We start from the raw sequence: 24308 nt of genomic DNA on the forward strand, positions 1-24308 counted from the left end.
CCATGACAGCCACCGCCCCGCCCTTCGGGCGCTCCCCGTCCGCATCCGCCCCACGCCGGCCGCTCGCCGTCGCCGGGCTCCTCGCCGCCCTGGCCGGCGTGGTGTTCGGTCTGCTGCTGGCCGTCGCGGGCCCCGCGTCGGCGCACGCAGCGCTCACCGGGAGCGACCCGCAGGACGGGGCGGTGGTCGGTACCGCGCCCAAGGCAGTCACGCTCACCTTCTCCGAGCAGGTCGCCATGGGGGAGGGCTCCATCCGCGTCCTCGACCCCGCCGGGAAGCGCGCGGACACCGAGGAGGCGCCGCGTGATCTGCGCAGCGGCTCCACCGTGAAGTACGGCGTCTCACTGCACGCCGGGCTGCCCGACGGCACGTACACCGTCGCCTGGCAGGCCGTCTCCGCCGACAGCCACCCCGTCTCCGGAGCATTCACCTTCTCCATCGGCGCGCCCTCCGACACCGCCGTCGCCCTCCCGGACAGCGAGGCCGGCGGCGGCCTGGTCGGCACGCTCTACGGCATCGCCCGCTACGCCGCGTACGCCGGATTCATCGTGCTCGCGGGCGGCGCCGCGTTCGTGCTGGCCTGCTGGCAGCGCGGAGCCGGCGCCCGTCCGCTGCAGCGTCTCGTGGTCCGAGGCTGGATGACCCTCACCGCGGCCACGCTCGCGATGCTTCTGCTGCGCAGCCCGTACACCGGTTCCGGGAAACTCGGCGACGCGTTCGACCTCGACGGCCTCAAGGCGGTGCTGGACACCAAGCCCGGTGCCGCACTGGTCTCGCGGCTGCTGCTGCTCGGCGCCAGTGCGCTGTTCATCGCGGTGCTGTTCGGCGCGTACGCCAAGCGCGAGGACGAACGCGAGAAGAAGGACCTCACCTTCGGCCTCGCCATCGGCGGTGCGGTCATCGCCGCCGGGATCGCCGGGACCTGGGCCCTGGCCGAACACGCCTCGACGGGGATCCAGCCCGGTATCGCGATGCCGGTCGACGTGCTCCACCTGCTGGCCGTCGCTGCCTGGCTGGGCGGGCTCACCGCCCTGCTGATCGCGCTGTACCGCACCCCTGACATCACCGCCGGTGCGGTACGCCGCTTCTCACGGATCGCGTTCATCAGCGTGCTCGTCCTCACCGCGACCGGGATCTACCAGTCCTGGCGCCAGGTCGGTTCCTGGTCCGCGCTGACCGGCACCGGATACGGGCAGCTGCTCCTGGTGAAGGTGGGCCTCGTCGCCGTCCTCGTCGGGCTCGCCGGGATCTCGCGCCGGTGGACCGCCCGGCTGGCGACGAGTGGGGGTACGGACGCGGACACCCCTGTGGCGGACCCCGAGACCGCCGGCAAGGAGAGCCCGCAGGCCGCGGCCCCCGAGGATCCCGCTCGCGCCGCCCAGCTCGCGCGGCAGCAGGCGGCCGTGGCCACCGCGGAGAAGAAGCGGATACGTGACGCCGACCCCGACCGGTCCGGCCTGCGCCGCTCGGTGCTGGCCGAAGTCGGGGTCGCGGTGGTGCTGCTCGCCGTGACCACCATCCTGACCTCGACCGAGCCCGGCCGCACCGAGGAGGAGGCGGCGCGCTCGTCCGCACCGGCCGCCGCGCCGGTGGCGAGCGGCCCCGTCAACCTCACCCTGCCCTTCGACACCGGCGGCGCGAACGGCAAGGGCACGGTTCGCATGGACCTGGACCCCGGGCGCACCGGAGCCAACGTGGTGCACCTCTGGATCGACGGTATCGACGGGAAGGCCATGGACGTCCCCGAGGTGAAGCTCGCCTTCACCCTGAAGTCCAAGGACATCGGGCCCCTGCCCGCCGTCCCCGTCCGGCTGACCGAGGGCCACTGGACCGCCACCGGAATCCAGATCCCGATCGCGGGCAACTGGAACGTCGCGGTCACCGTAAGGACCTCGGACATCGACCAGACCACGGTCGACAAGAACGTCAGGATCGGCTGAGCAACACCGTGAGCGGACACCGGACAGACAGCACAGACAGCACAGACACGTCGGGCGGCGCGGACGGCCGGAACAGGCGTACCGGAAGCGATTCCGGTTCCGCCGCCCGGGCGACCGGCGCGATCACCCGGCGGCGACTGCTCGGCACCGCGGGAGCGGCCGGTGCCACCGGCCTGGTCCTCGGGGCGGCCGGAGGCGCCACCGGCTACGCCGCGACCCGGGACGAGGCACCGGCGGCGTTGACCTCGGTGGGCTCCACCGAGGTGATGTTTCACGGGAAACATCAACCGGGGATCACCACTCCGCTTCAGGCCCGCGGCCACCTCATCGCCTTCGACCTGGCCCCGGGGGCCGGACGCAAGGAGGCGGCAGCCCTGATGCGCCGCTGGTCGGCCACGGCCGAGCGGCTGATGGCCGGTGAACCCGTCACCGGCGGCTCGGCGGACGGCACCGGGCACGACACCGGCATCGCGCTGGACGCCGGACCGTCCTCGCTGACCGTCACCTTCGGCTTCGGCGCCACCTTCTTCGAACGGACAGGCCTGAAGGGTCACCGTCCGCCCGGACTCGATCCACTGCCGCCGTTCTCCGCCGACCACCTCGACACCGGCCGGTCCAACGGCGACCTCTGGGTGCAGATCGGGGCCGACGACGCACTCGTCGCCTTCCACGCGTTGCGGGCCGTACAGAAGGAGGCCGCTGCGACGGCCACCGTCCGCTGGCAGATGGACGGCTTCAACCGCACCCCCGGCGCCACCGCGAAACCGATGACCGCCCGCAACCTCATGGGCCAGATCGACGGCACCGGCAACCCGAAGCCGGCCGACAGCGACTTCGACCAGCGTGTCTTCGTCGCGGCGGGCGCCGAGGACGCCGCGTACGACTGGCTGGCGGGTGGCTCGTACGCGGTCGTCCGACGGATCAGGATGCTGCTGGACGACTGGGAGAAGCTCCCGGTGGACCGTCAGGAACGGGTCATCGGGCGGCGCAAGGCGGACGGCGCCCCGCTCAGCGGCGGCACCGAGACCACCGAGATGGACCTCGACAAGGCGGGCCCGGACGGCAAGCTGCTGATCCCCGACAACGCGCACGCCCGCATCTCCTCCCCCGAGCGCAACAGCGGTGCCGCCATGCTGCGGCGCCCGTTCTCGTACCACGACGGCATCTCATCGGACGGCAGCCCGGACGCCGGGCTGCTGTTCATCTGCTGGCAGGCCGACCCCCTGCGCGGCTTCGTCCCCGTGCAGCGCAAACTCGACCGGGGCGACGCGCTGTCTCCCTTCCTCCTCCACGAGGCGAGCGGGCTGTTCGCGGTGCCGGGCGGTGCGGCGCAGGGGGAGTACGTGGGGCAGCGGCTCCTGGAGTCGTAATCCGGTGCGGGGTGGGCGCACGTGCCTGGACCGCATCCGCTGCCGGACGGAGCGGCACGTACGGGGACGCCGTGACGACCCGGCGCACTAGGGTGACGGTATGTCCGCCACGCGCTACGCCTATCTCGGCCCCGAAGGCACCTTCACCGAGGTCGCCCTCCGTACGCTCCCGGAGGCCGCCACCCGCGAACTCGTCCCGATGGTCTCCGTACCGGCGGCACTGGACGCGGTGCGCAACGGCACGGCCGCCGCGGCGCTCGTACCGATCGAGAACTCCGTCGAGGGCGGCATCACCACCACGCTCGACCAGCTGACCAGCGGCGAACCGCTGATGATCTACCGCGAAGTGCTGCTCTCCATCACCTTCGCCCTGCTCGTACGTCCCGGCACCAAGCTGTCCGACGTCAAGACGGTCACCGCGCACCCGGCCGCGCAGCCGCAGGTACGCAACTGGATGGCGGACCATCTCCCCCAGGCCGTATGGGAGTCGGCGGCGTCCAACGCGGACGGTGCCCGACTCGTGCAGGAGGGGCGCTACGACGCCGCCTTCGCCGGGGAGTTCGCGGCGGCGACCTACGGACTCGAACCGCTGGTGACCGAGATCCACGACGCGGAGAACGCCCAGACCCGCTTCGTGCTGGTGGGCCGTCCGGCCCGCCCGTCGGCGCCGACCGGTGCGGACAAGACCTCCGTGGTCATCTGGCTCGGGGACGATCACCCCGGTGCGCTGCTCGAACTGCTCCAGGAGTTCGCGGTGCGCGGGGTGAACCTGATGCTGATCCAGTCCCGTCCGACGGGTGCGGGGATCGGGAACTACTGCTTCGCGCTGGACGCCGAAGGCCATATCGCCGACCGCCGGGTCGGCGAGGCGCTGATGGGGCTGAAGCGGATCTGCCCGAACGTCCGCTTCCTCGGCTCGTATCCGCGGGCCGGCGTGACCACGGCGGACGTACGGCCCCTGCGGGCGGGCACATCGGACGCGGACTTCACCGAGGCCTCCGACTGGCTGGCCCGGAACCAGGACGGGCGGGCCTGACCACCGCCGGTCGTCCGTCGTCCACTCCGCCCCGCCCGTCGCCGCCCCGCCCGCCCGTAGGCCGTCGCACCTGCCCGTAGGGCCGGTGCGATCAGCCGATTGTCATCGACGGAAAAGTTATCCACAGGCACCCCTCTCGACCTGGGGACAAGTCGACACCGCAACGCGACATGGTCGACAAATCTGCCCACGTCAGTCAGATCGGTCCACAGGTCGACGGGTCGTGCGTTGTCAGCTCAATTCCAGTGATCAACTCTTTAGGGCGAGCAATTCCCACCCGAACGAGCGTCTGAAGTGGGTTTGAACCGTGAATCCACAAGTCGGCATGCGGCTTTCGGAATGATCTCCTCCGTGTCCACAGAACTTCCTCACAGCCTGTGGATAACTTTGACCGACCATGCATTCCTGTGGACAAGTGACACTCAACTCCCCGCTCACGCAAGGCTGATGCGTCAAGGCCCATAACCCTTCTGCCCCATTTAGGGGAATAGGGCACCTTTCCTTGATCCCGCCACCTCGCACCCCCGCAGATTCCGCCCCCAGCATTACCAATACCGGCAATTCGGGCAAAGTGACACGCTTGGCAATATCGGTTCGGACTACCGAAGCCGACACCGGTAGCCTGGAGGGGTGATTGACCTTCGCCTGCTTCGTGAGGACCCCGACCGTGTTCGCGCCTCCCAGCGCGCCCGTGGAGAGGACGTCGCCCTCGTCGACGCCCTGCTCTCCGCCGACGAACGGCGCAGGTCGTCCGGGGTCCGGTTCGACGAACTCCGTTCCGAGCAGAAATCGCTCGGCAAGCTCATTCCCAAGGCCTCCCCGGAGGAGCGCGCCGAACTCCTGAAGAAGGCCGAGCAGCTCAAGGCCGACGTCAAGGCCGCCGACGCGGCGCAGGACGAGGCCGACGAGGAGACCAAGAGCCTGCTGCTGCGGCTCGGCAACATCGTCCACACGGACGTGCCGGTCGGCGGCGAGGAGGACTTCGTCGTCCTGGAGACGCACGGCACCATCCGTGACTTCGGCGCCGAGGGCTTCGACCCCAAGGACCACCTGGAGCTCGGCGAGGCGCTCGGCGCGATCGACATGGAGCGCGGCGCCAAGGTGTCCGGTTCGCGTTTCTACTACCTGACGGGCGTCGGCGCGCTCCTGGAACTCGCTCTCGTCAACGCGGCGATCGCCCAGGCCACCGAGGCCGGCTTCATCCCGATGCTCACCCCGGCGCTGGTCCGTCCGCGCGCCATGGAGGGCACCGGCTTCCTCGGCCAGGCCGCGGAGAACGTGTACCACCTGGAGAAGGACGACTTCTATCTGGTCGGCACCTCCGAGGTACCGCTCGCCGCGTACCACATGGACGAGATCATCGACGCGGACAAGCTGCCCCTGCGGTACGCGGGCTTCTCGCCGTGCTTCCGCCGTGAGGCGGGTACGTACGGCAAGGACACCCGCGGCATCTTCCGGGTCCACCAGTTCGACAAGGTCGAGATGTTCTCGTACGTCGACCCGGCGGACGCCGAGGCCGAGCACCAGCGGCTCCTGGACTGGGAGAAGCAGTGGCTCACCGCGCTCGGGCTGCCCTTCCAGGTGATCGACGTCGCCACCGGCGACCTGGGCTCCTCCGCTTCCAGGAAGTTCGACTGCGAGGCGTGGATCCCGACCCAGGGCAAGTACCGCGAGCTGACCTCCGCGTCCAACTGCGACGGCTTCCAGGCACGCCGGCTGTCCGTCCGGATGCGGGACAACCGCGACGGCAAGAAGGTCCTGAAGCCGCTGGCCACGCTGAACGGCACGCTCTGCGCCGTACCGCGGACGATCGTGGCGATCCTGGAGAACCACCAGCTCCCCGACGGTTCGGTGCGGGTGCCCGAGGTGCTCCGCCCGTACCTGGGCGGGCGCGAGCTGCTGGAGCCGGTCGCCAAGTGACCTTCCCCTACAAGCTCGTCGCGACCGACCTCGACGGCACGCTGCTGCGTGACGACGACACGGTCTCCGGGCGCACGCGCGAGGCACTGGCCGCGGTCACCGCGGCCGGTGCGGCGCACATCATCGTCACCGGCCGCGCCGTCCCGTGGACCCGGCACATCCTGGACGACCTGGGCTACGAGGGCCTCGCGGTCTGCGGCCAGGGCGCGCAGGTCTACCACGCCGGCGAGCACAAGCTGCTGACGTCGCTGACGCTGGACCGGCAGCTCGCCGGCCTCGCGCTCTCCAAGGTCGAGGCCGAGGTCGGTCCGCTGGCACTGGCCGCGAGCCGCGACGGGCTCGACGGCGAAGTGCTGGTCGGCCCCGGGTACCGCGTACAGGAAGGCCCGCTGCCGGCCGTCCTGGTCGAGGACCCGGCCGAGTTGTGGTCCGCCCCGCTGAACAAGGTCTACATACAGCATCCGGAGCTGGACGACGACGCGCTGGCGAAGGCCGCGCGGGCCGCGGTCGGCAACCTGGTGGACGTGGTCATGGCGGGTCCGGGCGTGGTGGAGATCCTGCCGCTGGGGCTCAGCAAGGCCACCGGTCTCTCGCTGGCCGCGCGTCGGCTGGGTGTGAAGGCGGCGGACACGATCGCCTTCGGTGACATGCCGAACGACATCCCGATGTTCGCCTGGGCGCGGCACGGTGTGGCCATGGCCAACGCGCACGAGGACCTGAAGGCCGTGGCCCAGGAAATCACGGCGTCGAACGAGAACGACGGGATCGCCGTGGTGCTGGAGCAGTTGCTCTAGCTCGGGGCTGGGCCTCGGGGCTGAACGTCGGTCCAGACATCAAGGCTGGACGTCAAAGCTGAACGTCAAAGCTGGACGTCAAGGCTGGGCCTTCTGCGAGGCGGAGGATGCGCGGATCGAACGCGCGCGGGGCTCAGGACCCCGACGACGGCTTAGCAAGCCGCTGCCTTACCACTCGGCCAATCCTCCGGGAGGCGGCCGCGCGCGGTGCGCAGCAACGGCCGCCCGGGCGTGCTGCTCGGAGCGGCGGCGGAGCAGTCGCTGACTACTCCGGTGCCGGCTCGGGCACGCCCTGATGGGAGCTCGACGGACTCGGACTCTCGGTCATCGCCGCGCTCCTCTCCCGGTCTGTGGTGCCGATCCCGGCGGGTGCCGTATCGCCCACTGTGCCGTGGTCCCGTCGCCCGGTGCCACTCAATTACGGCGACGCCGGGCAACGGGACTTCGTCAGGACCTTCGTCAGCGGTTCCTGTTGCGGCGGCTCAGGTCCTTCAGATTCCGCGCGAGTTCGTCCATGCGCCCGTCCAGCCGCACGATGTCCTCGGACACTCCGCCCAGCCGCACGCTCATGGCACCGACCACTTGATGCGTGACCTCCATCCTGCGGTCGAGGCTGTCGAGGCGGTGCGACATCCGGTTGAGGACCGGCCCGAGTTCCTGAAGGGCGCTGCCGACTCCGGCCAGGCAGCTTTCGACCCGGGTGACGCGGTGTTCGAGCGAGGTGTATCCCGCGCGCAGGTCCTGCTCGGCGTCGAGGAGATACGTACGGACGCATCGGGCGATGTCGCTGTCGCGAAGCAGCATGGCGACGTCGAGGACGGTCCTGCGGGTGTAGAGGCGGAGCTGAGTTGCTGCCTGTGGATAACTTTCGGCACCCTCGTCACCCCATAGCGACACCATGTCGCTATGGAATGTCCGCAGTTCAGAGCCACGGAGCACCCGCATCCCATTCTGCGTGAGCTCGTCCTGATGGCGATCGGTCAGCCTTTTGACAGCACTTGTGGATACTTCGAAATAGCGGGCCACGTCCTCGGTGCGAACGTGAACTCCGTCCGGGAGCATGACAAGGCTCTTCACCTTGTCCAGGACGTCGACGCGCCCCATCTGTTCGACGCGCAACGCGCGTGATTCGAGCAGGGCGACTTCCGTGGGCATGAGCGTGCCTTCCGTTCATGGAATCCGATGCCGGACTGTCCGGTGCCCGGCAGGACAGCCCTCTCCCCGGGCTTCAGGGGCGGAGGACGCTCACGGTTGCCACTCACTCAAGGACCGACCAGCGGGTGATTCCTCGCCGCATCGGCTATCCGGATTTCACGAAAGCTCGACGCCACAGACTCCAGTTGCCTCCACGCAGAGTGGACAACGAGCCGATAACCGTACAGTTACGCGTAAGACTGTCCGATATGCGACAACCCCCGTCCATCGGACGGGGGTTGGCGTCATCGCGAGCCGCCTGTGCTCACTCCTCGCCGGCCAGCTTCAGCGTCCGCAGCTTCTGACCTGCGTACCAGGTCGCCATCACGGTGACCACCACCAGCAGTACCGTCGCGACCGGCAGGCCGACGTCGGAGGTGATCGCGCCGCCGCCGCCCACCTTCTCCGCCAGAGCCAGGGACCACTGCTGCACGCTGAGCGTGCGCGCACCGGGTACGAGGCTGCCGAAGAGGGCCTCCCACACGAGCGCGTAGACGAGGCCGAGGACCACCGCGTGCCGGCTGACCGTGCCCAGCAGCAGGAACAGCGCGCTGTAGGCGATCGAGGCGACCAGCGCGGCAATCGTGTACGCCACCGCGATCTGCTGGCCGTTCCCGTTGAGGATCAGACCGGCGATCAGGGTCGGCACCGCCGAGAACACCATCGTCACCGCGATCGCCACGATCAGCTTGGTGAAGATGATCCTCGGCCGCTTCACCGGCTTGGCCAGCAGATAGACGATCGAGCCGTCGTCGATCTCGGGCCCGATCGCTCCCGTACCGGCGATCACACCGATCAGCGGCACCATGGTGGCGATGGCGAATCCGCCCAGCACGTCCGAAGCCACCTGGTCGTCCGCCCCGGCGAACATCCGTACCGCCACCGCGATGACGATCAGGAGCGCCGGCAGGACGAAGAGGATGGCGGCCCGGCGCCGGCCGAGCAGGGCCCGGTAGGTGAGCCGGGCGACTGTGGGGTCGTACATGACGTCACAGCTCCTTTCAGGCCACTACTCAGGCCGCTACGAGATAGGAAAAGACCGATTCGAGGGACTCGTCGGACGGCGAAACGGTCAGCAGCCGAATGCCCTGATCACGCGCCACCTTCGGCAGCAGCGTGGTGAAGCGTGCGAAGTCGACGGCCTGGATGCGCAGCGCGTTCTCGCCGAGGTCGACCTCGATACCGGCCGTCGACGGGTCGGCGATGAGCGCGGCCGCGAGGGCGCGGTCGTCGCTGGACCGTACGAGATAGCGGTGCGGCCGGTCCGTCATCAGGCGGCGGATCCTGCGGAAGTCACCGGACGCGGCGTGCCGCCCCGCCACGATCACCTCGATGTGCGAGGCGAGCTGCTCGACCTCTTCGAGGATGTGGGAGGAGAAGAGAACCGTGCGGCCCTCGGCCCCCATCCGTCGCAGCAGTTCCATCAGCTGCATCCGCTGGCGCGGGTCCATTCCGTTGAACGGCTCGTCGAGCAGCAGCACGGACGGATTGTGGACCAGCGCGGACGCCATCTTCACGCGCTGGCGCATGCCCTTGCTGTACGTGGAGATCTTGCGGTCCTGCGCGTACTCCATCTGGACCGTGGCCAGCGCGGCAGCCGCCTCCGCGTCGCCGAGGCCCTGCAGTTCGGCGTTGGCCACGACGAATTCGCGGCCGGTCAGGAAGTCGTACATCCCCTCCCGCTCCGGCACGATGCCGATCTGCCGGTAGACGGCCTCGTTGCGCCAGATCGGCGAGCCGTCGAGGGTGACCGTGCCCGTCGACGGTGCGAGGAATCCGGCCATCATGTTGATGAGCGTGGACTTGCCGGCGCCATTGGGCCCCAGCAGACCGGTGACGCCGGGGCCCACGGTCATGCTCACGTCGTTGACGGCGACCACGTTGCCGAACCAGCGGGAGGTGTGGTCGATCTCGATGGTGGTCACAGCCCGACCCTCCGGTAGCGGCGCATCAGTACGGCGTACGAGCCGGCGACGAGCGCGAGAACAACGATCAGATAGACCACACCGGCCCCGGCCCCCGGGCCTTCCCCTCCGGGGAAGGCGGAGTCCGCTCCGAGGAACGCGGTCTGCACACCGTCGATGAGCGTGATCGGGGAGAAGAGCCCCAGCCAGGGCACGGCACCGGTGGACCCCGTGTCCCAGGCGATGCCCTGGATCGTGCTGACCGCGCCGTACGTGATCGTCAGCACGGCGATCACCGCTGCGACGCCGAATCCGCGCCGCGGTGTGAGTGCGGCCATCACGAGGCCGAGACCTGCGAAGAGCACGGACAGCAGCGCCACCGACACCATCCCCTGAGCGAACCACTTGGTCTGGTCGGCGAAGTCGAACTTCCCCAGCAGAGCGCCCGCGTACAGGATGACGAGCGGCGCCGCGGTGAGGACGAAGAGCGCGGATGCCATGGCGGCGAACTTCGCGAGGACGTAGTCGCCTCGCTCGATCGGCCGGGAGAAGTAGAGCGGGATGCTCTTGAACCGGAGGTCCCTGGAGACCGACTGCGGTGCCTGCGCGGCGATGAACAGACCGATGACCGCCTGCAGATAGATCGCGAACCGGGTGTACTTGATCGGCAGCTGCGTCGTGTTGGGGGTGGCGACGGCGACTGCCACGAGCACCGCCGCGACCAGGCACATCACGCCGAACAGCAGCATGGGCAGCACCTTGGACTTGGTCGAACGGCCGAGCCCGAAGGAACCGCGCAGGGACTGCGAGTAGAGCGAGCGGCGGGCGTAGGCGCGGCCGAGGCGCGGGCCGTCGTAGGCGCGGTAGCCGATGTTGTGGATCCGGGAGGTCTCGCTCCCGGTCGCGGCGCCGGTCTCAGTGCTCATCGCGACCGCTCCCCTTCTGCTGTACGGCTCCGGCGGTCACGGGCGCGGACCGCGCCTCGGGGTGTGCCGCCGGTGCCTCTTCGGTACGGAAGACCTCGGAGATGTGGTGGCGACGCTGTTCCATCCGGACGAGGCCGAGGCCGAGACCGGCCACGCTGTCGCGGACGAGGTCGTACGTCTCCTCGCCGGCCGCATCGATCAGCAGGATGTGGCCCGCTCCGGGCAGCCCCTCGGCGTCGAGTCCGTTGAGCCCCACCAGCTTGATCCCCGCACCGGTGAGGACCTTGCGCAGCGCGTCGGTCCCGTCGGGGTGGGTGTCGCTGTCGGTGACCTCGACCGCGAGTGTCGTGGTGGTCTGGGTGAAGTCGCTGGTGGAGCTGGAGCGCAGCAGCGCTCCGCCGTCGATGACGACGACGTGGTCGCAGGTGCGCTCCAGTTCGCCCAGGAGGTGCGAGGTGACGAGGACCGAGATGCCGAAGTCGGTGTGGATCCGCCGGATCAGGCCGAGCATCTCGTCTCGGCCCACCGGGTCCAGACCGTTGGTCGGCTCGTCGAGGAGGACCAGCTGCGGGTCGTGGACCAGCGCCTGGGCCAGTTTCACCCGCTGCTTCATACCGGTCGAGTAGCCACCGATGGGCCGGTAGCGCTCCTCGTACAGACCGACGTGCCGCAGCGTGTCCGCGGTGCGTTCACGGGCCGCGGTCGGCGGGAGCCCGGACATCCGCGCCATGTGGACGACGAACTCGGTGGCCGAGATGTCGGGCGGCAGGCAGTCGTGTTCGGGCATGTAGCCGACCCGTTCCCGGATGGCGGCGCCGCTGGTCGAGACGTCGAGCCCGAGCACTGCGGCCCGGCCCTCGGTCGCGGGGGACAGACCCAGCAGGATCTTGATCAACGTGGACTTGCCGGCTCCGTTGGCGCCCACCAGCCCGGTCACACCGGGGCCGATGTCCAACGAGAGCCGGTCAAGCGCGGTCACCCGTGGGAACCGCTTGCTCAGGCCTTCGGTCGCAATGACAGTCACGTCATCGACGTTAGTGGCGCGGGCCACACCGGTCGTCAGACCTGACGGCTGGATTCCCGTCAGACTCCAGATGTACGGACCCGTAGGGGGACCCCTCGAAGGAGGACCGCCCGTCACAGGGCCCGGTCCGCCACCGGGCGTCGTGTCCGGTCGGTCGGTTGCGTGGTGTCCGGATCCGTCGGTCGTTCGGTTGCGTGGTGTCCCGATCCGTCGGCTGCGTCGTGCTCGGAGCGACCGGCTGGGGAGTTGTCCACAGGCCAGGCACACCCCTTGACGTAGCCGCCGGACATTGTCACATTCATCAGTGTCACGTTACGGGCACGTACCGCACACGGCAGGGAACGGACGGTGGCATGGTCTCGCGCGTCAACGACGAACGGGCCCCTGAGCTCCAGGGGTTCAGGGAAGTGCAACGTCTCGCGTACGACTGCGCGGAAGCGGTCGCGGCCCGCCTGAAACCGGGGGTGACGGAGCGAGAGGCGGCCCGGATGCAGCGCGAGTGGCTGCGTGAGCGCGGGGTGCGCGACTGGTTCCATCTCCCGTTCGCCTGGTTCGGGGACCGTACGGCGTTCGCCGGGTTCAAGGTGCCGCTGCAGTTCTTCCCGACCGACCGGCGGCTGGAGCCGGGGATGCCGTTCATCCTCGACATGGCCCCGGTGTACAAGGGGTTCACAGCAGATATCGGGTACTCCGGCTGCCTCGGTCTCCACCCACTCCATGACCGGCTGCTGGCCGATCTGGAGGCGCACCGCGGGCTGATCCTGAGCGAGGTGCGGGAGCGGCGCCCGCTGCGCGAGATCTACGAGGACGTCGAACGCCTCATGATCAGGCAGGGGTACGCCAACCGGCACCGCGCCTACCCGTTCGGGGTCATCGCCCACAAGGTCGACCGGGTCGCCGAACGGCGTTGGTCGCCCCATGTGTTCGGGTTCGGAACGCAGTCACTCAAGGGGCTGCTGAGCGATGCGGTGCACGGGCACCGGGACGGCTGGTCGCCGCTCTGGAGTCCGTACCGCTTCTCCGACCATCCCCCGCAACCGGGTTTGTGGGCGGTCGAGCCACACCTCGGATTCCGGGGCACGGGCGCGAAGTTCGAGGAGATCCTGGTCGTCACCGACTCACGGGATCCCGAGCAGAGCGCCTTCTGGCTGGACGATGACCTGCCGCATGTGCGGCGCTGGGCCGAGGAGAGGGTGGCGGCGTGAGTCTGCGAGATCTGCCGGGGGCGCGTGAGCGCCGGGTGGCCACGGGCGGTATCGAGCTGTGTGTCGTCGAGCTGGGTGACGCGGCCCGGCCAACGATCGTGCTGGTGCACGGCTACCCGGACAGCAAGGAGGTCTGGACGCAGGTCGCCCGGCAGCTGGCCGAGCAGTGGCATGTCGTGCTGTACGACGTACGGGGCCACGGCAGGTCGACGGCTCCGGTGCCGCTGCGCGGCGGGTTCACGCTGGAGAAGCTGACCGACGACTTCCTGGCCGTCGCCGACGCGGTGAGTCCGGACCGGCCGGTGCACGTGGTCGGGCACGACTGGGGTTCGGTGCAGGCCTGGGAGTTCGCCACGGTCAGCCGCACCGAGGGACGGATCGCCTCCTTCACCTCGATGTCCGGCCCGTCGCTGGACCACTTCGGGCACTGGATCAAGCAGCGGATGGCCCGTCCCACCCCGCGCCGGGTCGGCCAGCTGCTGGGGCAGGGCGCCAAGTCCTGGTACGTGTACATGCTGCACACTCCCGTGCTGCCTGAGCTCGCCTGGCGCGGACCGCTCGGCAAACGGTGGCCGCGCATCCTGGAACGGCTGGAGAAGGTGCCTCCGGGTGACTACCCGACGCCGTCCCTGCCCGACGATGCGGCCCACGGGGCCTGGCTCTACCGGGACAACGTCCGTTCCCGGCTGCGCCGTCCGCGCGCCGACGCGTTCGCACACGTCCCCGTCCAGCTGATCACCCCGACCGGCGACATATTCCTCTCGGAACAGCTCTACGACGGACTCGACGCATGGGTACCGCAGTTGACGCGGCGCTCACTACCGGCCAAGCACTGGGTGCCGCGGACCAGGCCGGACCAGCTCGCCTCCTGGATCGGCGAGTTCGCGGCGGTCAACGAAGCGGCTCTGCGGGACGGTGTTCCTGTACGGGACACCGCGCCGCAGGGTGCGTACGCGGACCGGTTCGGCGGGCAGCTGGTCCTGGTGACGGGTGCGGCCGGCGGGATCGGGCGGGCCACGGCCTTCGCCTTCGCCGAGGCCGGTGCGCGCGTGGTGGCCGTGGACCGGGACGCTGAGGGTGCGAGCCGGACCGCGGAACTGGCCCGGCTGATCGGCGCCCCGGCCGCCTGGGCAGAAACCGTGGACGTCAGCGACGAACAGGCCATGGAGAAGCTCGCCGAGAAGGTCGCCGCCGAGTACGGCATCGTCGATGTGCTGGTCAACAACGCCGGTATCGGGATCTCCGGTTCGTTCCTGGAGACGAGCGCCGAGGAGTGGCGACGCGTCCTCGACGTGAACCTCTGGGGCGTCATCCATGGCTGCCGGCTCTTCGGCAAGCAGATGGCCGAACGCGGGCAGGGCGGCCATATCGTCAACACGGCTTCGGCCGCGGCGTATCAGCCGTCCCGCGCGCTGCCCGCGTACAGCACGTCGAAGGCCGCTGTGCTGATGCTCAGCGAGTGCCTGCGTGCAGAACTCGCGGAGAAGTCAATCGGGGTGAGCGCCATCTGCCCCGGGATCGTGAACACGAACATCACCGCCACCACGCGCTTCGCCGGAGCGGACGCGGCCGAGGAGCAGCGGCTGCGGAAGCGGACGACCAAGCTGTACGGGATGCGCAACTATCCGCCGGAGAAGGTCGCCGACGCGATCCTCAGGGCGGTCGTTCGCAACCAGGCAGTCGTCCCGGTGACGCCCGAGTCCCATGCCGCCCGGTTCCTGTCCCGGCTCAGCCCGGGAGCGCTGCGCGCGGTCGCCCGGCTGAAGCCTCCGCTGTGAGCGCCGCCGGGCCGCCGGCGGCCGGCCGGACAGTCGCCGAGTACCGGATCGAGGACCTCGCGCACGCCAGTGGCGCCACGGTCCGGACCATCCGCGCCTATCAGGACCGGGGGCTGCTGCCGACCCCGGAGCGGCGCGGCCGGGCCAATGTGTACCGGGACACCCATCTCGCCCGACTGCGGCAGATAGCGGACCTGCTGGACCGGGGCTACACCCTGGCCAGCATCAAGGAGTTGCTGGAGGCCTGGGACACGGGTCGCGGCCTGGGCGGCGTGCTGGGGCTCGTCGCCGAGGTGCACGGACCGTGGACGGACGAGCGGGCCGACCGCATCACCCGCGCGGACCTGCAAGTGAGGTTCGGCGGGCACCCCGACGACGAGGCGATCGCCGAAGCCGTGGAGCTGGGAGTACTCGAACGCATTCCGGGGCGCGACGACGAGTTCCTGGTCCCGAGCCCGCAAGAGCTCGCGGTGGCCGTGGAGTTGTACGCCGCCGGAGTACCGCTGAACGCAATCTCCGGACATCTGCGGGAGCTTCGCGGCCAGGTAGAGCAGATAGCGTCCCGTTTCCTGGAGTTCACGACGGAGCATGTCTTCGCCCGATATCTCGGCCATCGGCCCCCGACCGACGCGGATGCGGCCGAGGCGGCTTCGATGGTGCGGCGTCTGCGTCCACTGGCACAGCAGACGGTCGACGCCGAACTCGCCAGGGCCATGCGGACGTTCGCTACGAGGCATCTGGAGCACCACCTCTCCGCCGATGCCCCCTACACCTCCCAGCCCGTCACTGCGCCGCCGCTGCCGGTCGCGCTGCCGATCGGAACGATCACCGCTGTGGAGCGTCTTGTTGGGCGGGAGAAGGCCGCGGCCTTCATTGCCGCTGCCGCCGAACGAGAGGTACAGACAAGGACATTGGATGCACTTGCCCCATCTCCGACTAATTCCCCCACAGTTGATCAAATGGGTTAATTCGCAGGTTACTTGTCCACAGAATCGCCAAATTACCTGTGGATAACCGGAGTTGGCTGTGGATCAAACCTGTGGGGGGAAGATTACTCAGTGAATTCCGGAGCCAAATCCGGATGCGCCGGAGAGGGCCTCGCGGGCAGGCTGTCCGGATGGATGAAAGACGCACCGTCAAGGTGTCCAAATACCTCTCGAAACACCTCCGGCACCAGCCCGAACGGATCGGTCTCACACTGGACGCCAACGGCTGGGTAGCGATCGACGAGCTGCTACGGGCCGTTGCCCGTCACCACTTCCCGCTCACCCGAGCCGAACTCGACCATGTCGTCGCGTCCAACGACAAGCAGCGCTTCGCTGTCGAGGGCGACCGCATCCGGGCAAGCCAGGGCCACACCGTCGAGGTGGACCTGGACCTGCCCCCGGCCGAGCCGCCCGCGTACCTCTACCACGGCACCGTCGCCCGGTCCCTGGACGCGATCCGCGGCGAGGGGCTGCGTCCGATGAATCGCACACACGTCCACCTCTCGCCCGACCGTGAGACGGCGACCCGCGTCGGAGCCCGGCGCGGCCGCCCTGTCGTCCTGTCAGTGGACGCGGGTGCCATGCACCGGGCCGGACACGTCTTCTGCGTCAGCGCCAACGGGGTCTGGCTCACCGCCGCCGTACCCCCGGAATTCCTGCGCCTGCCCGGCTGACGGAGCGCCCGCCGCGTCCGTGCGGGCGCTGCCCCGGCACCGCTCGCTAGCCCGCGAGCTGGTCCAGCCCCTGTGTCACGATCCGCTCGAAGAGCTTCTCGTCCGCCACCGCAGCGGGGAACTCGGGGCTGCCGTCGGGCACCGGTGCGTGGATCACGATCTCGGTGAAGCCAAGCTCCGCATACCTGCCCGCGAAGTCCACGAACGCGTCCACGGAAGCGAACGGTCCGACCCGCCCCCCGACGAGATCCGGATTGAACTCCGGCGTGAAGCCGGTGAGCAGGATCTTGTCGAGCTCGTCCGCGTCCCGGCCGCTCTCGGCACAGGCCCTGCCCAGCCTGGCGACCTGACCTCGGACGGCGTCGATCGACTCTGCCGCGCTGCCCGCCTCGTACATCTTCGGATCACCGGTGGTCACCCACGCCTGTCCGTACCGCGCGGCCAGCGCGAGCCCCCGCGGTCCCGTCGCGGCGACGGCGAACGGCAGCCGCGGCTGCTGCGCACAGCCCGGAATGTTCCGGGCCTCGGTGGCCGTGTAGAACGCGCCCTCACGCGTCAGCCCGGCCGGCTCTCGGAGCAGTCCGTCCAGCAGCGCCACGAACTCGCCGAACCGGTCCGCCCGCTCGCGCGGGGTCCACGGCGACTCGTCACTCCGCAGGAGCGTCGTCGCGTCGAACCCGTTGCCACCGGCCCCGATACCCAGCGTGACACGGCCGTCCGAGATGTCGTCGAGCGAGATGAGCTCCTTGGCGAGGGTCACCGGATGCCGGAAGTTCGGTGAGGTCACGAGCGTCCCCAGCCGCAGCCGCGAGGTGGCGCAGGCTGCCGCCGTCAGGGTGGGGAGGGCGCCGAACCACGGCCGGTCACGGAAAGCCCGCCAGGCCAGGTGGTCGTAGGTGTACGCGGCGTGCAGACCCAGTTCCTCGGCGCGCTGCCACTGCGTCCGGCCGCCCTCGTGCCAGCGACGGACGGGCAGGATCACGGTGCTGAGGCGCAGGGGGGTGCTCATGCCCAGAGTTTACGGTGGGCCGCCCGGCCCCACCCCTTTCCCGCAGCCCTCCCTACCGGACGCCACCGGGGCCACCGGCAGGTGGGATCCGCAGAGAATCCTCGGAGGATCCTCAGTCATATGCCGGGGGAATGTTCTCCTGTTCAGCGGCGTGCGTACTCAGATGTGCGCCCCTGCGCACGCCCGTGCACCTACGTGCGCGAGAATGGACCGGTGACCTCAGCTACCGAACAGCCCGTTCCTGCCGCTCCCCGGCTGATCGCCACCGACCTGGACGGCACCCTCCTGCGCGACGACAAGACCGTCTCGGACCGCACGGTCGCGGCGCTCGCCGCTGCCGAGGAGGCCGGGATCGAGGTCTTCTTCGTCACCGGACGCCCCGCCCGCTGGATGGACGTCGTCAGCGATCACGTACACGGCCATGGTCTGGCGATCTGTGCCAACGGAGCCGCGGTCGCCGACCTGCACGATGGCGGCAGGCTGCTGAAGGTGCGGGGGCTGGAGCGGCCGATCGCCCTCGATGTCGTGCACATGCTGCGCGCGGCCGCCCCCGGCACGTCGTTCGCCGTCGAGCTGGCCACTGGTATCCACTACGAACCGGCCTACCCGCCCTTCCACCTCGACCCGGGCGCGACGGTGGCCATCGCCGAGAAGCTGCTCCACGAGGAGACGCCGGGTGCCGGTGCCCCCGTGCTGAAGGTCCTGGCCCACCACGGCGACATGGCCCCGGACGCATTCCTCGCCCTGGCGCGTGGCGTCGCCGGTGACCGGGCGTCCTTCACCCGGTCCAGCCCCACGGCACTCCTGGAGGTCAGCGGACCCGGTGTCTCCAAGGCCAGCACGCTGGAACTGTGCTGTGCCGAGCGCGGCATCTCCGCCGCCGAGGTCGTCGCCTTCGGCGACATGCCGAACGACGTGGAGATGCTGAGCTGGGCGGGCAGTTCGTACGCGATGGGCAACGCGCACCCGGCCGCTCTGGCCGCTGCCTCCGGCCGTACGGTCACCAACAACGAGGACGGCGTCGCGGTCGTCATCGAGCGGATCATCGCCGAACGCGCCCGCCTCCGCGTGGAGCACTGAACCGAGGGAACCGGCCCGTTCCGGTCCGGCACCGGCGGCTCAGAGAGGCGCCTGCCACACCACCGTCGTGCCCGCGCCGTCCTCCCCGATCCCGGGTCCGAACCAACTGGCCCCGCCGAGTGACTCCGCCCGGCGGGCCAGGTTCCGCAGCCCGCTGCGCCGGCCGCCCGCCGGGATGCCCACCCCGTCGTCGGCGACCGACAGCCGGACCGCGTCCCGTCCGTCGGGCAGCGTCGCGGTCGCGTCGACGACCACATCGATCCGCGCCGCGTCGGCGTGCCGGAAGGCGTTGGACAGGGCCTCCCGGAGCGCCGCGATCAGGTTCTTCCCGGTCAGCTCACCGACCAGGGAGTCGACCGGACCGAGGAAGCGGTGGGACGGTTTGAAGCCCAGCGGGACCGCGGCCATGTTGATCTCGCGCAGCACACGGGTGCGCAGCCCGGAGGGCGCCTCGGCCGGCTCCTGCTGCAGCGCGAAGATCGCGGTACGGATCTCCTGAATGGTCACGTCGAGTTCGTCGACCGCCCTGCCGACCCCGGTCTGCACCTCCGGCACGTCCGACCGGCGCTGCGCGCTCTCCAGCATCATCCCGGTGGCGAACAGCCGCTGAATGACCAGGTCGTGCAGGTCGCGGGCGATACGGTCGCGGTCCTCGTAGACCGCGAGCCGCTCCCGGTCCCGCTGCGCCTCGGCCATCATCAGCGCCAGGGCTGCCTGCGAGGCGAACTGGGTGGCGAGGGTCCGCTCCGTCTCCGTGAACGGCCGCCCGCCCCTGGCACGTGGTGTGGCGAGCGCTCCGAGCACCCGGCCCCCGCTGTGCAGCGGGAGCATCATGCTCGGGCCGAAACGGTCCGCCAGCCTGGTGATCATGCGGGAGTCGGTGGCCGAGTCGTCGACGAAGACCGCCTCCCCGTTCAACAGCCTCGCCACCACGGGGCTGTGCGCGGGAATGATCACCCCGAGCGAGGCGGACGGGTCTTCCGCGGAGACGGCGACGATCTCCAGTCCCCCGTCCTCGGCCGGCAGCAGCACGATGCCGGCCGCGGAACCCGCGAGATGACGGGCCTGTTCGGCAACGACGGAGAGCGCGTCGTCGGCGTCTCCGCCGGACAGCAGAGCGGTGGTCACGGCCACCGACCCGTCGATCCAGCGCTCGCGCTGCCTGGCCGCCTCGTACAGCCGGGCGTTACCGATGGCGATGCCTGCCTCGGTGGCCAGCACACGGACCATGTGCAGGTCGTAGTCGTTGAACTCGCCGCCGTCGGCCTTCTCCGCCAGATACAGGTTGCCGAAGATCTCGCCCTGGACCCGGATCGGGACGCCGAGGAACGTGCGCATCGGCGGGTGGCCCGGCGGGAAGCCGGCGAACCTCGGGTCGGACGTCAGGTCGGCCAGCCGCAGGGGGTGCGGTTCGTGGATGAGGGCGCCGAGCAGTCCCCGCTGCCCGTCAGGCCGGCGCCCGATGCCGCGCGCCACGGTCTCGGAGACCCCGTACGTGACGAAGTCGGACAGCCCTTTGCCCTCCTCGTCCACGACACCGATGGCGGCATAGTAGGCGTGCGCCAGCTCGGCAGCCGTCTCGCAGATCCGGTCGAGCGTGGAGTGGAGTTCCAGGCCCGTGCCCACCGACCTCATGGCTTCCAGCAGCCGCGGAACGCGGGCGGTGAGTTCGGTGGACAGACCCCGCAGGCTGCGGGTCGCCTCCGTCGCGGCGTCGAGCGAGTCCAGTGAATCCTGCGGTTTCAGGGGCTTCGGTGCCTTCGGCGGCGTCCGTGGTTGATCCGAATGATGCGCATGCTCCGGGTGGTTCGGGTCCTGCTCTGACATACCCCAGAGCGTAGTTAGTCCTTTTTACGGGGGAAAGTCGAGACCTGGAGGCGGTCCACACCTCTCAGACACGCGCGCCCACCGGCTCGCCGGAACCGGCCGTGGTCTCCTGCTCACGCTTCAGCATCCGGCTCAGCGGCCCGTCCGCCGTTGCGAGGGCGCTGTACGGGCCACGCTGTACGACGGCGCCCTCCTCCAGGACCACCACCTCGTCCACGGCGTCCAGCCCTTCGAGCCGGTGGGTGATCAGGACGGTGGTACGCCCCTGAGTCGCCGCCAGCAGGTCCGCGGTCAGTGCATCGGCCGTCGGCAGGTCGAGATGCTCGGCCGGCTCGTCCAGGACCAGCACGGGGAAGTCCGCAAGCAGTGCCCGGGCCAGGGCGAGCCGCTGGCGCTGGCCGCCGGAAAGACGGGCCCCGTGCTCACCGACGAGCGTGTCCAGACCGTCCGGCAGCGCCAGCGCCCAGTCGAGCAGCCTGGCCCGGCCGAGGGCGTCGCGCAGTTCCGCGTCCGTCGCACCGGTACGGGCCAGCCGCAGGTTCTCCCGGATGGAACTGTCGAAGACATGGGCGTTCTGCGCACAGAGGCCGACGAACCGCCGGACCGCGTCCCCGTCCAGCGCGGACGCGTCCACCCCGCCGATCCGGTACGTGCCCGTCCGCGCGTCCAGGAAGCGGAGCAGGACCTGGGCCAGCGTGGTCTTCCCGGAACCGGACCGGCCCACGACCGCGATGCGGCGGCCCGCCTCCAACGTGAGGTCGAACGAGTCCAGCGCATCGTGCCCGGCTCCCGCGTAACGGGCCGACAGGCCCCGTACCTCCAGCGGGAACGGCGACGCGGGAGCCTCGGCGGGGACGGCGGGTTCCCGCACCGGAACCGGGGCGTCCAGCACCTCGAACACCCGCTCCGCACTCCGCTTGACCCGCTGCCGGTACTGCACGGCGAGCGGCAGACCGGTCACGGCTTCGAAGGCGGCCAGCGGGGTGAGGACGACCACGGCGAGTTCCACCCCGGCCAGCCGGCCGTCGGCCGCTGCGGGAAGGGCGACGAGGGCGGCGGCGACCACGGTGAGGCCGGCGATCAGGGCGCCGAGACCGCCGCCGAGCGCGGTGGCCGTAGCCGCCCGGGCGGCGATCCGGGTCAGCACTCCGTCGGCCTCCCGGGTCCGGGCCAGGCGGGCCGGAAGCGCGCCGGCGACGGTCAGTTCGGCGGTCCCGCCGAGCAGATCGGTGATCCCGGTGGCCAGATCGGCCCGCGCGGGCGCCAGACGGCGCTCCGCGTGCCGGGCACAGGCTCCGCTGACGAGCGGAACCCCGACCCCGGCCAGCAGCAGTCCGACAGCCAGCACGACGCCTGCCTCGGGCAGCAGCCACGCGGTGAAGCCGGCGGCGCCCGCGCCCACGACGACCGCGGTGCAGGCGGGCAGCAGCCATCGCAGCCAGTAGTCCTGGAGGGCGTCCACATCGGCGACGAGCCGCGAGAGCAGGTCCCCCCGCCGGGTCCGGCGCAGGCCCGCGGGCGCGATGCGCTCCAGGCTCCGGTAGACGCCCACGCGAAGTTCCGCCAGCATCCGGAGCACAGCGTCGTGCGAGACGAGGCGCTCGGCGTAGCGGAAGACCGCCCGGCCGATCCCGAACGCGCGGGTCGCCGTCACCGCCACCATGAGATAGAGCACCGGGGGCTGTTCGGAAGCACGGGAGATCAGCCAGCCGGAGACGGCCATGAGGCCGACGGCCGAGCCCAGTGCGAGGCTTCCCAGCAGCAGAGCCAGCAGCAGCCGGCCGCGCTGGGCTCCGGCGGCCTCCCTCACCCGGGCGAGCACATGTCCGGTCCACGCCGTCGTGTCCCGCAGCGTGCTGGATTCCTTCGGCGTATCGCTCGCGACGACCGCTGCCCGGGCCTCCACCGGCTCCGGCACCACAGCGGCTGTCCGCGCCCCCGCCCGCTCGGCCGCCGCAGATGCCGGCGAGGCCACTCCGTCAGGTGACAGGGTCACCACCCGGTCTGCCACGGACAGAAGCGCCGGCCGGTGGACGACCAGCAGCACGGTCCGGCCCACCGCCAGCCGTCGTACCGCCTCGACGATGCCCGCCTCCGTCTCGCCGTCCAGGCTCGCGGTCGGCTCGTCGAGCAGCAGGACCGGCCGATCGGCGAGAAACGCGCGGGCGAGTGCGAGCCGCTGGCGCTGTCCTGCGGAGAGCCCCGCGCCGTCCTCGCCGAGGAGCGTGCCGGCACCGTCCGGCAGCGCGGCCACGAAGTCGTACGCCCCGGCCTCGCGCAGCGCGGCCGTCACCGCGCTGTCGTCCGCCCCCGGCCTGGCCAGCCGGACGTTCTCCGCGATGCTGCCCGCGAAGAGGTGCGGGCGCTGCGGCACCCAGGCGATCCGCTCGCGCCAGCCCTCGGGGGAGAGGGCCGCCAGATCAGTCCCGCCGACCCGCACCCGCCCCTCGTCGGGTGCCACGAACCCCAGCACCACGTTCAGGAGGGTGGACTTGCCGACGCCGCTCGGACCGACCAGCGCGACGGTCTCCCCCTCCTCCACCACCAGTGAGGCCGCGGCGAGCGAGGGTTCGGCGCGCCCCGCGTGCCGGACGGTCACTTCTTCCACTTCCAGCCGCAACGAGCCGGGGACGTCCCGCGTACCGCTCGTGCGCGGTTCGGTCTCCAGGACGGCGAAGATCTCCTCCGCGGCCGAGAGCCCCTCGGCCGCCGCGTGGTACTGCGCGCCTACCTGCCGGATCGGCAGGTAGGCCTCGGGGGCGAGAATCAGCACGACCAGACCGGTGTAGAGGTCGAGCTCCCCGTGCACGAGCCGCATGCCGATGGTGACCGCGACGAGAGCCACCGAAAGCGTCGCCAGGAGTTCCAGGGCGAAGGACGACAGGAACGCGATCCGCAGGGTCTTCAGCGTGGCCTGCCGGTACTGCGAGGTGATGGTGCGGATGGACTCGGCCTGGGCCTTGGCCCGGCCGAAGACCTTCAGCGTCGGCAGTCCCGCGACCACGTCGAGGAAGTGCCCCGAGAGCCGGGAGAGCAGACGCCACTGCCGGTCCATCCGCGACTGGGTGGCCCAGCCGATCAGAATCATGAACAGCGGGATGAGCGGCAGCGTGACGACGATGATCGCGGCCGAGACCCAGTCCTCGGTGACGACTCTGGCCAGCACGGCCACCGGAACCACGACCGCCAGTCCGAGCTGCGGAAGGTAGCGCGCGAAGTAGTCGTCGAGCGCGTCGATTCCCCGCGTGGCGAGAGCTACCAGTGAGCCCGTGCGCTGCCCGCTCAGCCAGTCCGGCCCCAGCTCTGCCGCCCGGCCGAGAAGGCGCCCGCGCAGCTCGGACTTGACGGCCGCGCCGGCCCGGTAGGCGGCCAGTTCGGTGAGCCACGCGACCAGGGCCCGGCCGAGCGCGACCGCGGCGAGCAGCAGGAGCGGAGTGCGCAGGCCCCCGCCCGTGAGCCCGTCCTCGAAACCGCCCACCACCACTTCGGCGACGAGCATGGCCTGGGCGATGACCAGCGCCGCTCCGGCCACTCCGAGTACCACCACTGCTGCCAGGAACAGGCGGGTTGCACGGGCGTGGTGGAGCAGACGCGGATCGATCGGTTTCACGTGAAACACCCCACGGGGCTCGGCTCGGTCA

Annotated in this window: 18 protein-coding genes and 1 tRNA gene; 10 read left to right on the forward strand and 9 right to left on the reverse strand. The window is 70.4% G+C overall.

Annotated elements, in window-relative coordinates:
- Nucleotides 1–2: 2 nt before the first annotated feature.
- The 5 genes from OG959_RS18685 to OG959_RS18705 all read left to right on the forward strand — a co-directional run bounded on the left by OG959_RS18685 (nt 3) and on the right by OG959_RS18705 (nt 7060).
- Nucleotides 3–1940 carry a copper resistance CopC/CopD family protein gene (locus OG959_RS18685; protein ID WP_326659873.1) on the forward strand — a complete coding sequence of 646 codons (1938 nt, stop codon included), beginning with the start codon at nt 3–5 and terminating at the stop codon, nt 1938–1940.
- A gap of 122 nt (nt 1941–2062) precedes the next feature.
- Entirely contained in the window at nt 2063–3310 is a 1248-nt protein-coding gene (gene efeB, locus OG959_RS18690) for an iron uptake transporter deferrochelatase/peroxidase subunit (protein WP_326666467.1), read from the forward strand.
- A gap of 100 nt (nt 3311–3410) precedes the next feature.
- On the forward strand, nt 3411–4346 hold the full coding sequence (pheA, locus tag OG959_RS18695) for a prephenate dehydratase (RefSeq protein WP_326659875.1): 936 nt from the start codon (nt 3411–3413) through the stop codon (nt 4344–4346).
- A 630-nt stretch (nt 4347–4976) separates the two neighbouring features.
- The gene (gene serS / locus OG959_RS18700; protein ID WP_326659877.1) at nt 4977–6266 is read left to right on the forward strand and encodes a serine--tRNA ligase; all 1290 of its coding nucleotides are present in this window, start codon (nt 4977–4979) and stop codon (nt 6264–6266) included.
- Entirely contained in the window at nt 6263–7060 is a 798-nt protein-coding gene (locus tag OG959_RS18705; RefSeq protein ID WP_326659879.1) for an HAD family hydrolase, read from the forward strand. The genes serS and OG959_RS18705 overlap by 4 nt, the downstream gene beginning before the upstream one ends.
- 101 nt (nt 7061–7161) lie before the next feature.
- On the opposite strand, the gene OG959_RS18710 is transcribed toward OG959_RS18705, so the two are convergent.
- From OG959_RS18710 to OG959_RS18735, 6 genes are all read right to left on the reverse strand, one after another.
- Nucleotides 7162–7249, reverse strand: a tRNA-Ser gene (locus tag OG959_RS18710).
- A 270-nt stretch (nt 7250–7519) separates the two neighbouring features.
- Entirely contained in the window at nt 7520–8215 is a 696-nt protein-coding gene (locus tag OG959_RS18715) for a hypothetical protein (protein WP_326659880.1), read from the reverse strand.
- Nucleotides 8216–8519: 304 nt separating this feature from the next.
- Nucleotides 8520–9239 carry an ABC transporter permease gene (locus OG959_RS18720; protein ID WP_326659881.1) on the reverse strand — a complete coding sequence of 240 codons (720 nt, stop codon included), beginning with the start codon at nt 9237–9239 and terminating at the stop codon, nt 8520–8522.
- A 28-nt stretch (nt 9240–9267) separates the two neighbouring features.
- Nucleotides 9268–10179, reverse strand: a complete 912-nt coding sequence (locus OG959_RS18725; protein WP_326659883.1) for an ABC transporter ATP-binding protein — start codon at nt 10177–10179, stop codon at nt 9268–9270.
- Nucleotides 10176–11084, reverse strand: coding sequence for an ABC transporter permease (locus tag OG959_RS18730; RefSeq protein ID WP_326659885.1), 909 nt, complete (start codon nt 11082–11084; stop codon nt 10176–10178). Before OG959_RS18730 ends, OG959_RS18725 begins: the two co-directional genes overlap by 4 nt.
- Nucleotides 11074–12108: an ABC transporter ATP-binding protein gene (locus OG959_RS18735; RefSeq protein ID WP_326659887.1), complete on the reverse strand. Its 1035-nt coding sequence runs from the start codon at nt 12106–12108 to the stop codon at nt 11074–11076. The genes OG959_RS18730 and OG959_RS18735 overlap by 11 nt, the downstream gene beginning before the upstream one ends.
- A 353-nt stretch (nt 12109–12461) precedes the next feature.
- Here OG959_RS18735 and OG959_RS18740 point away from each other — a divergent pair, with 353 nt between their 5' ends.
- The 4 genes from OG959_RS18740 to OG959_RS18755 all read left to right on the forward strand — a co-directional run bounded on the left by OG959_RS18740 (nt 12462) and on the right by OG959_RS18755 (nt 16751).
- Nucleotides 12462–13313, forward strand: coding sequence for a M24 family metallopeptidase (locus OG959_RS18740; protein ID WP_326659889.1), 852 nt, complete (start codon nt 12462–12464; stop codon nt 13311–13313).
- Nucleotides 13310–15091 carry an SDR family oxidoreductase gene (locus OG959_RS18745; RefSeq protein WP_326659891.1) on the forward strand — a complete coding sequence of 594 codons (1782 nt, stop codon included), beginning with the start codon at nt 13310–13312 and terminating at the stop codon, nt 15089–15091. The genes OG959_RS18740 and OG959_RS18745 overlap by 4 nt, the downstream gene beginning before the upstream one ends.
- The gene (locus tag OG959_RS18750; protein ID WP_326659893.1) at nt 15088–16059 is read left to right on the forward strand and encodes a MerR family transcriptional regulator; all 972 of its coding nucleotides are present in this window, start codon (nt 15088–15090) and stop codon (nt 16057–16059) included. The genes OG959_RS18745 and OG959_RS18750 overlap by 4 nt, the downstream gene beginning before the upstream one ends.
- Before the next feature lie 149 nt (nt 16060–16208).
- Nucleotides 16209–16751 carry an RNA 2'-phosphotransferase gene (locus OG959_RS18755; protein ID WP_326659895.1) on the forward strand — a complete coding sequence of 181 codons (543 nt, stop codon included), beginning with the start codon at nt 16209–16211 and terminating at the stop codon, nt 16749–16751.
- Nucleotides 16752–16797: 46 nt separating this feature from the next.
- On the opposite strand, the gene OG959_RS18760 is transcribed toward OG959_RS18755, so the two are convergent.
- Nucleotides 16798–17760 (reverse strand): LLM class flavin-dependent oxidoreductase, encoded by a 963-nt coding sequence (locus tag OG959_RS18760; RefSeq protein WP_326659897.1) that lies wholly within the window; start codon nt 17758–17760, stop codon nt 16798–16800.
- Nucleotides 17761–17973: 213 nt separating this feature from the next.
- On the opposite strand from OG959_RS18760, the gene OG959_RS18765 reads away from it, so the two are divergent.
- The gene (locus OG959_RS18765) at nt 17974–18840 is read left to right on the forward strand and encodes an HAD hydrolase family protein (RefSeq protein WP_326659899.1); all 867 of its coding nucleotides are present in this window, start codon (nt 17974–17976) and stop codon (nt 18838–18840) included.
- Nucleotides 18841–18879: 39 nt separating this feature from the next.
- Here the strand turns inward: OG959_RS18765 and OG959_RS18770 are convergent, their stop codons facing one another.
- Entirely contained in the window at nt 18880–20667 is a 1788-nt protein-coding gene (locus OG959_RS18770) for a sensor histidine kinase (RefSeq protein WP_326659901.1), read from the reverse strand.
- A gap of 64 nt (nt 20668–20731) precedes the next feature.
- Entirely contained in the window at nt 20732–24277 is a 3546-nt protein-coding gene (gene cydD, locus OG959_RS18775) for a thiol reductant ABC exporter subunit CydD (protein WP_326659903.1), read from the reverse strand.
- Nucleotides 24278–24308: the final 31 nt, after the last annotated feature.

It is taken from the genome of Streptomyces sp. NBC_00385 (assembly GCF_035917155.1).
In the GTDB taxonomy this organism is placed as follows: Bacteria; Actinomycetota; Actinomycetes; order Streptomycetales; family Streptomycetaceae; genus Streptomyces; species Streptomyces poriferorum.

Bases quoted from the DNA above. Each gene is read 5' to 3' on its own strand.
- OG959_RS18685 (WP_326659873.1), top strand. From the start codon at position 3: ATGACAGCCACCGCCCCGCCCTTCGGGCGCTCCCCGTCCGCATCCGCC.
- pheA (WP_326659875.1), top strand. From the start codon at position 3,411: ATGTCCGCCACGCGCTACGCCTATCTCGGCCCCGAAGGCACCTTCACC.
- OG959_RS18715 (WP_326659880.1), bottom strand. From the start codon at position 8,215: ATGCCCACGGAAGTCGCCCTGCTCGAATCACGCGCGTTGCGCGTCGAA.
- OG959_RS18720 (WP_326659881.1), bottom strand. From the start codon at position 9,239: ATGTACGACCCCACAGTCGCCCGGCTCACCTACCGGGCCCTGCTCGGC.
- OG959_RS18730 (WP_326659885.1), bottom strand. From the start codon at position 11,084: ATGAGCACTGAGACCGGCGCCGCGACCGGGAGCGAGACCTCCCGGATC.
- OG959_RS18740 (WP_326659889.1), top strand. From the start codon at position 12,462: ATGGTCTCGCGCGTCAACGACGAACGGGCCCCTGAGCTCCAGGGGTTC.
- OG959_RS18755 (WP_326659895.1), top strand. From the start codon at position 16,209: ATGGATGAAAGACGCACCGTCAAGGTGTCCAAATACCTCTCGAAACAC.
- OG959_RS18760 (WP_326659897.1), bottom strand. From the start codon at position 17,760: ATGAGCACCCCCCTGCGCCTCAGCACCGTGATCCTGCCCGTCCGTCGC.
- OG959_RS18770 (WP_326659901.1), bottom strand. From the start codon at position 20,667: ATGTCAGAGCAGGACCCGAACCACCCGGAGCATGCGCATCATTCGGAT.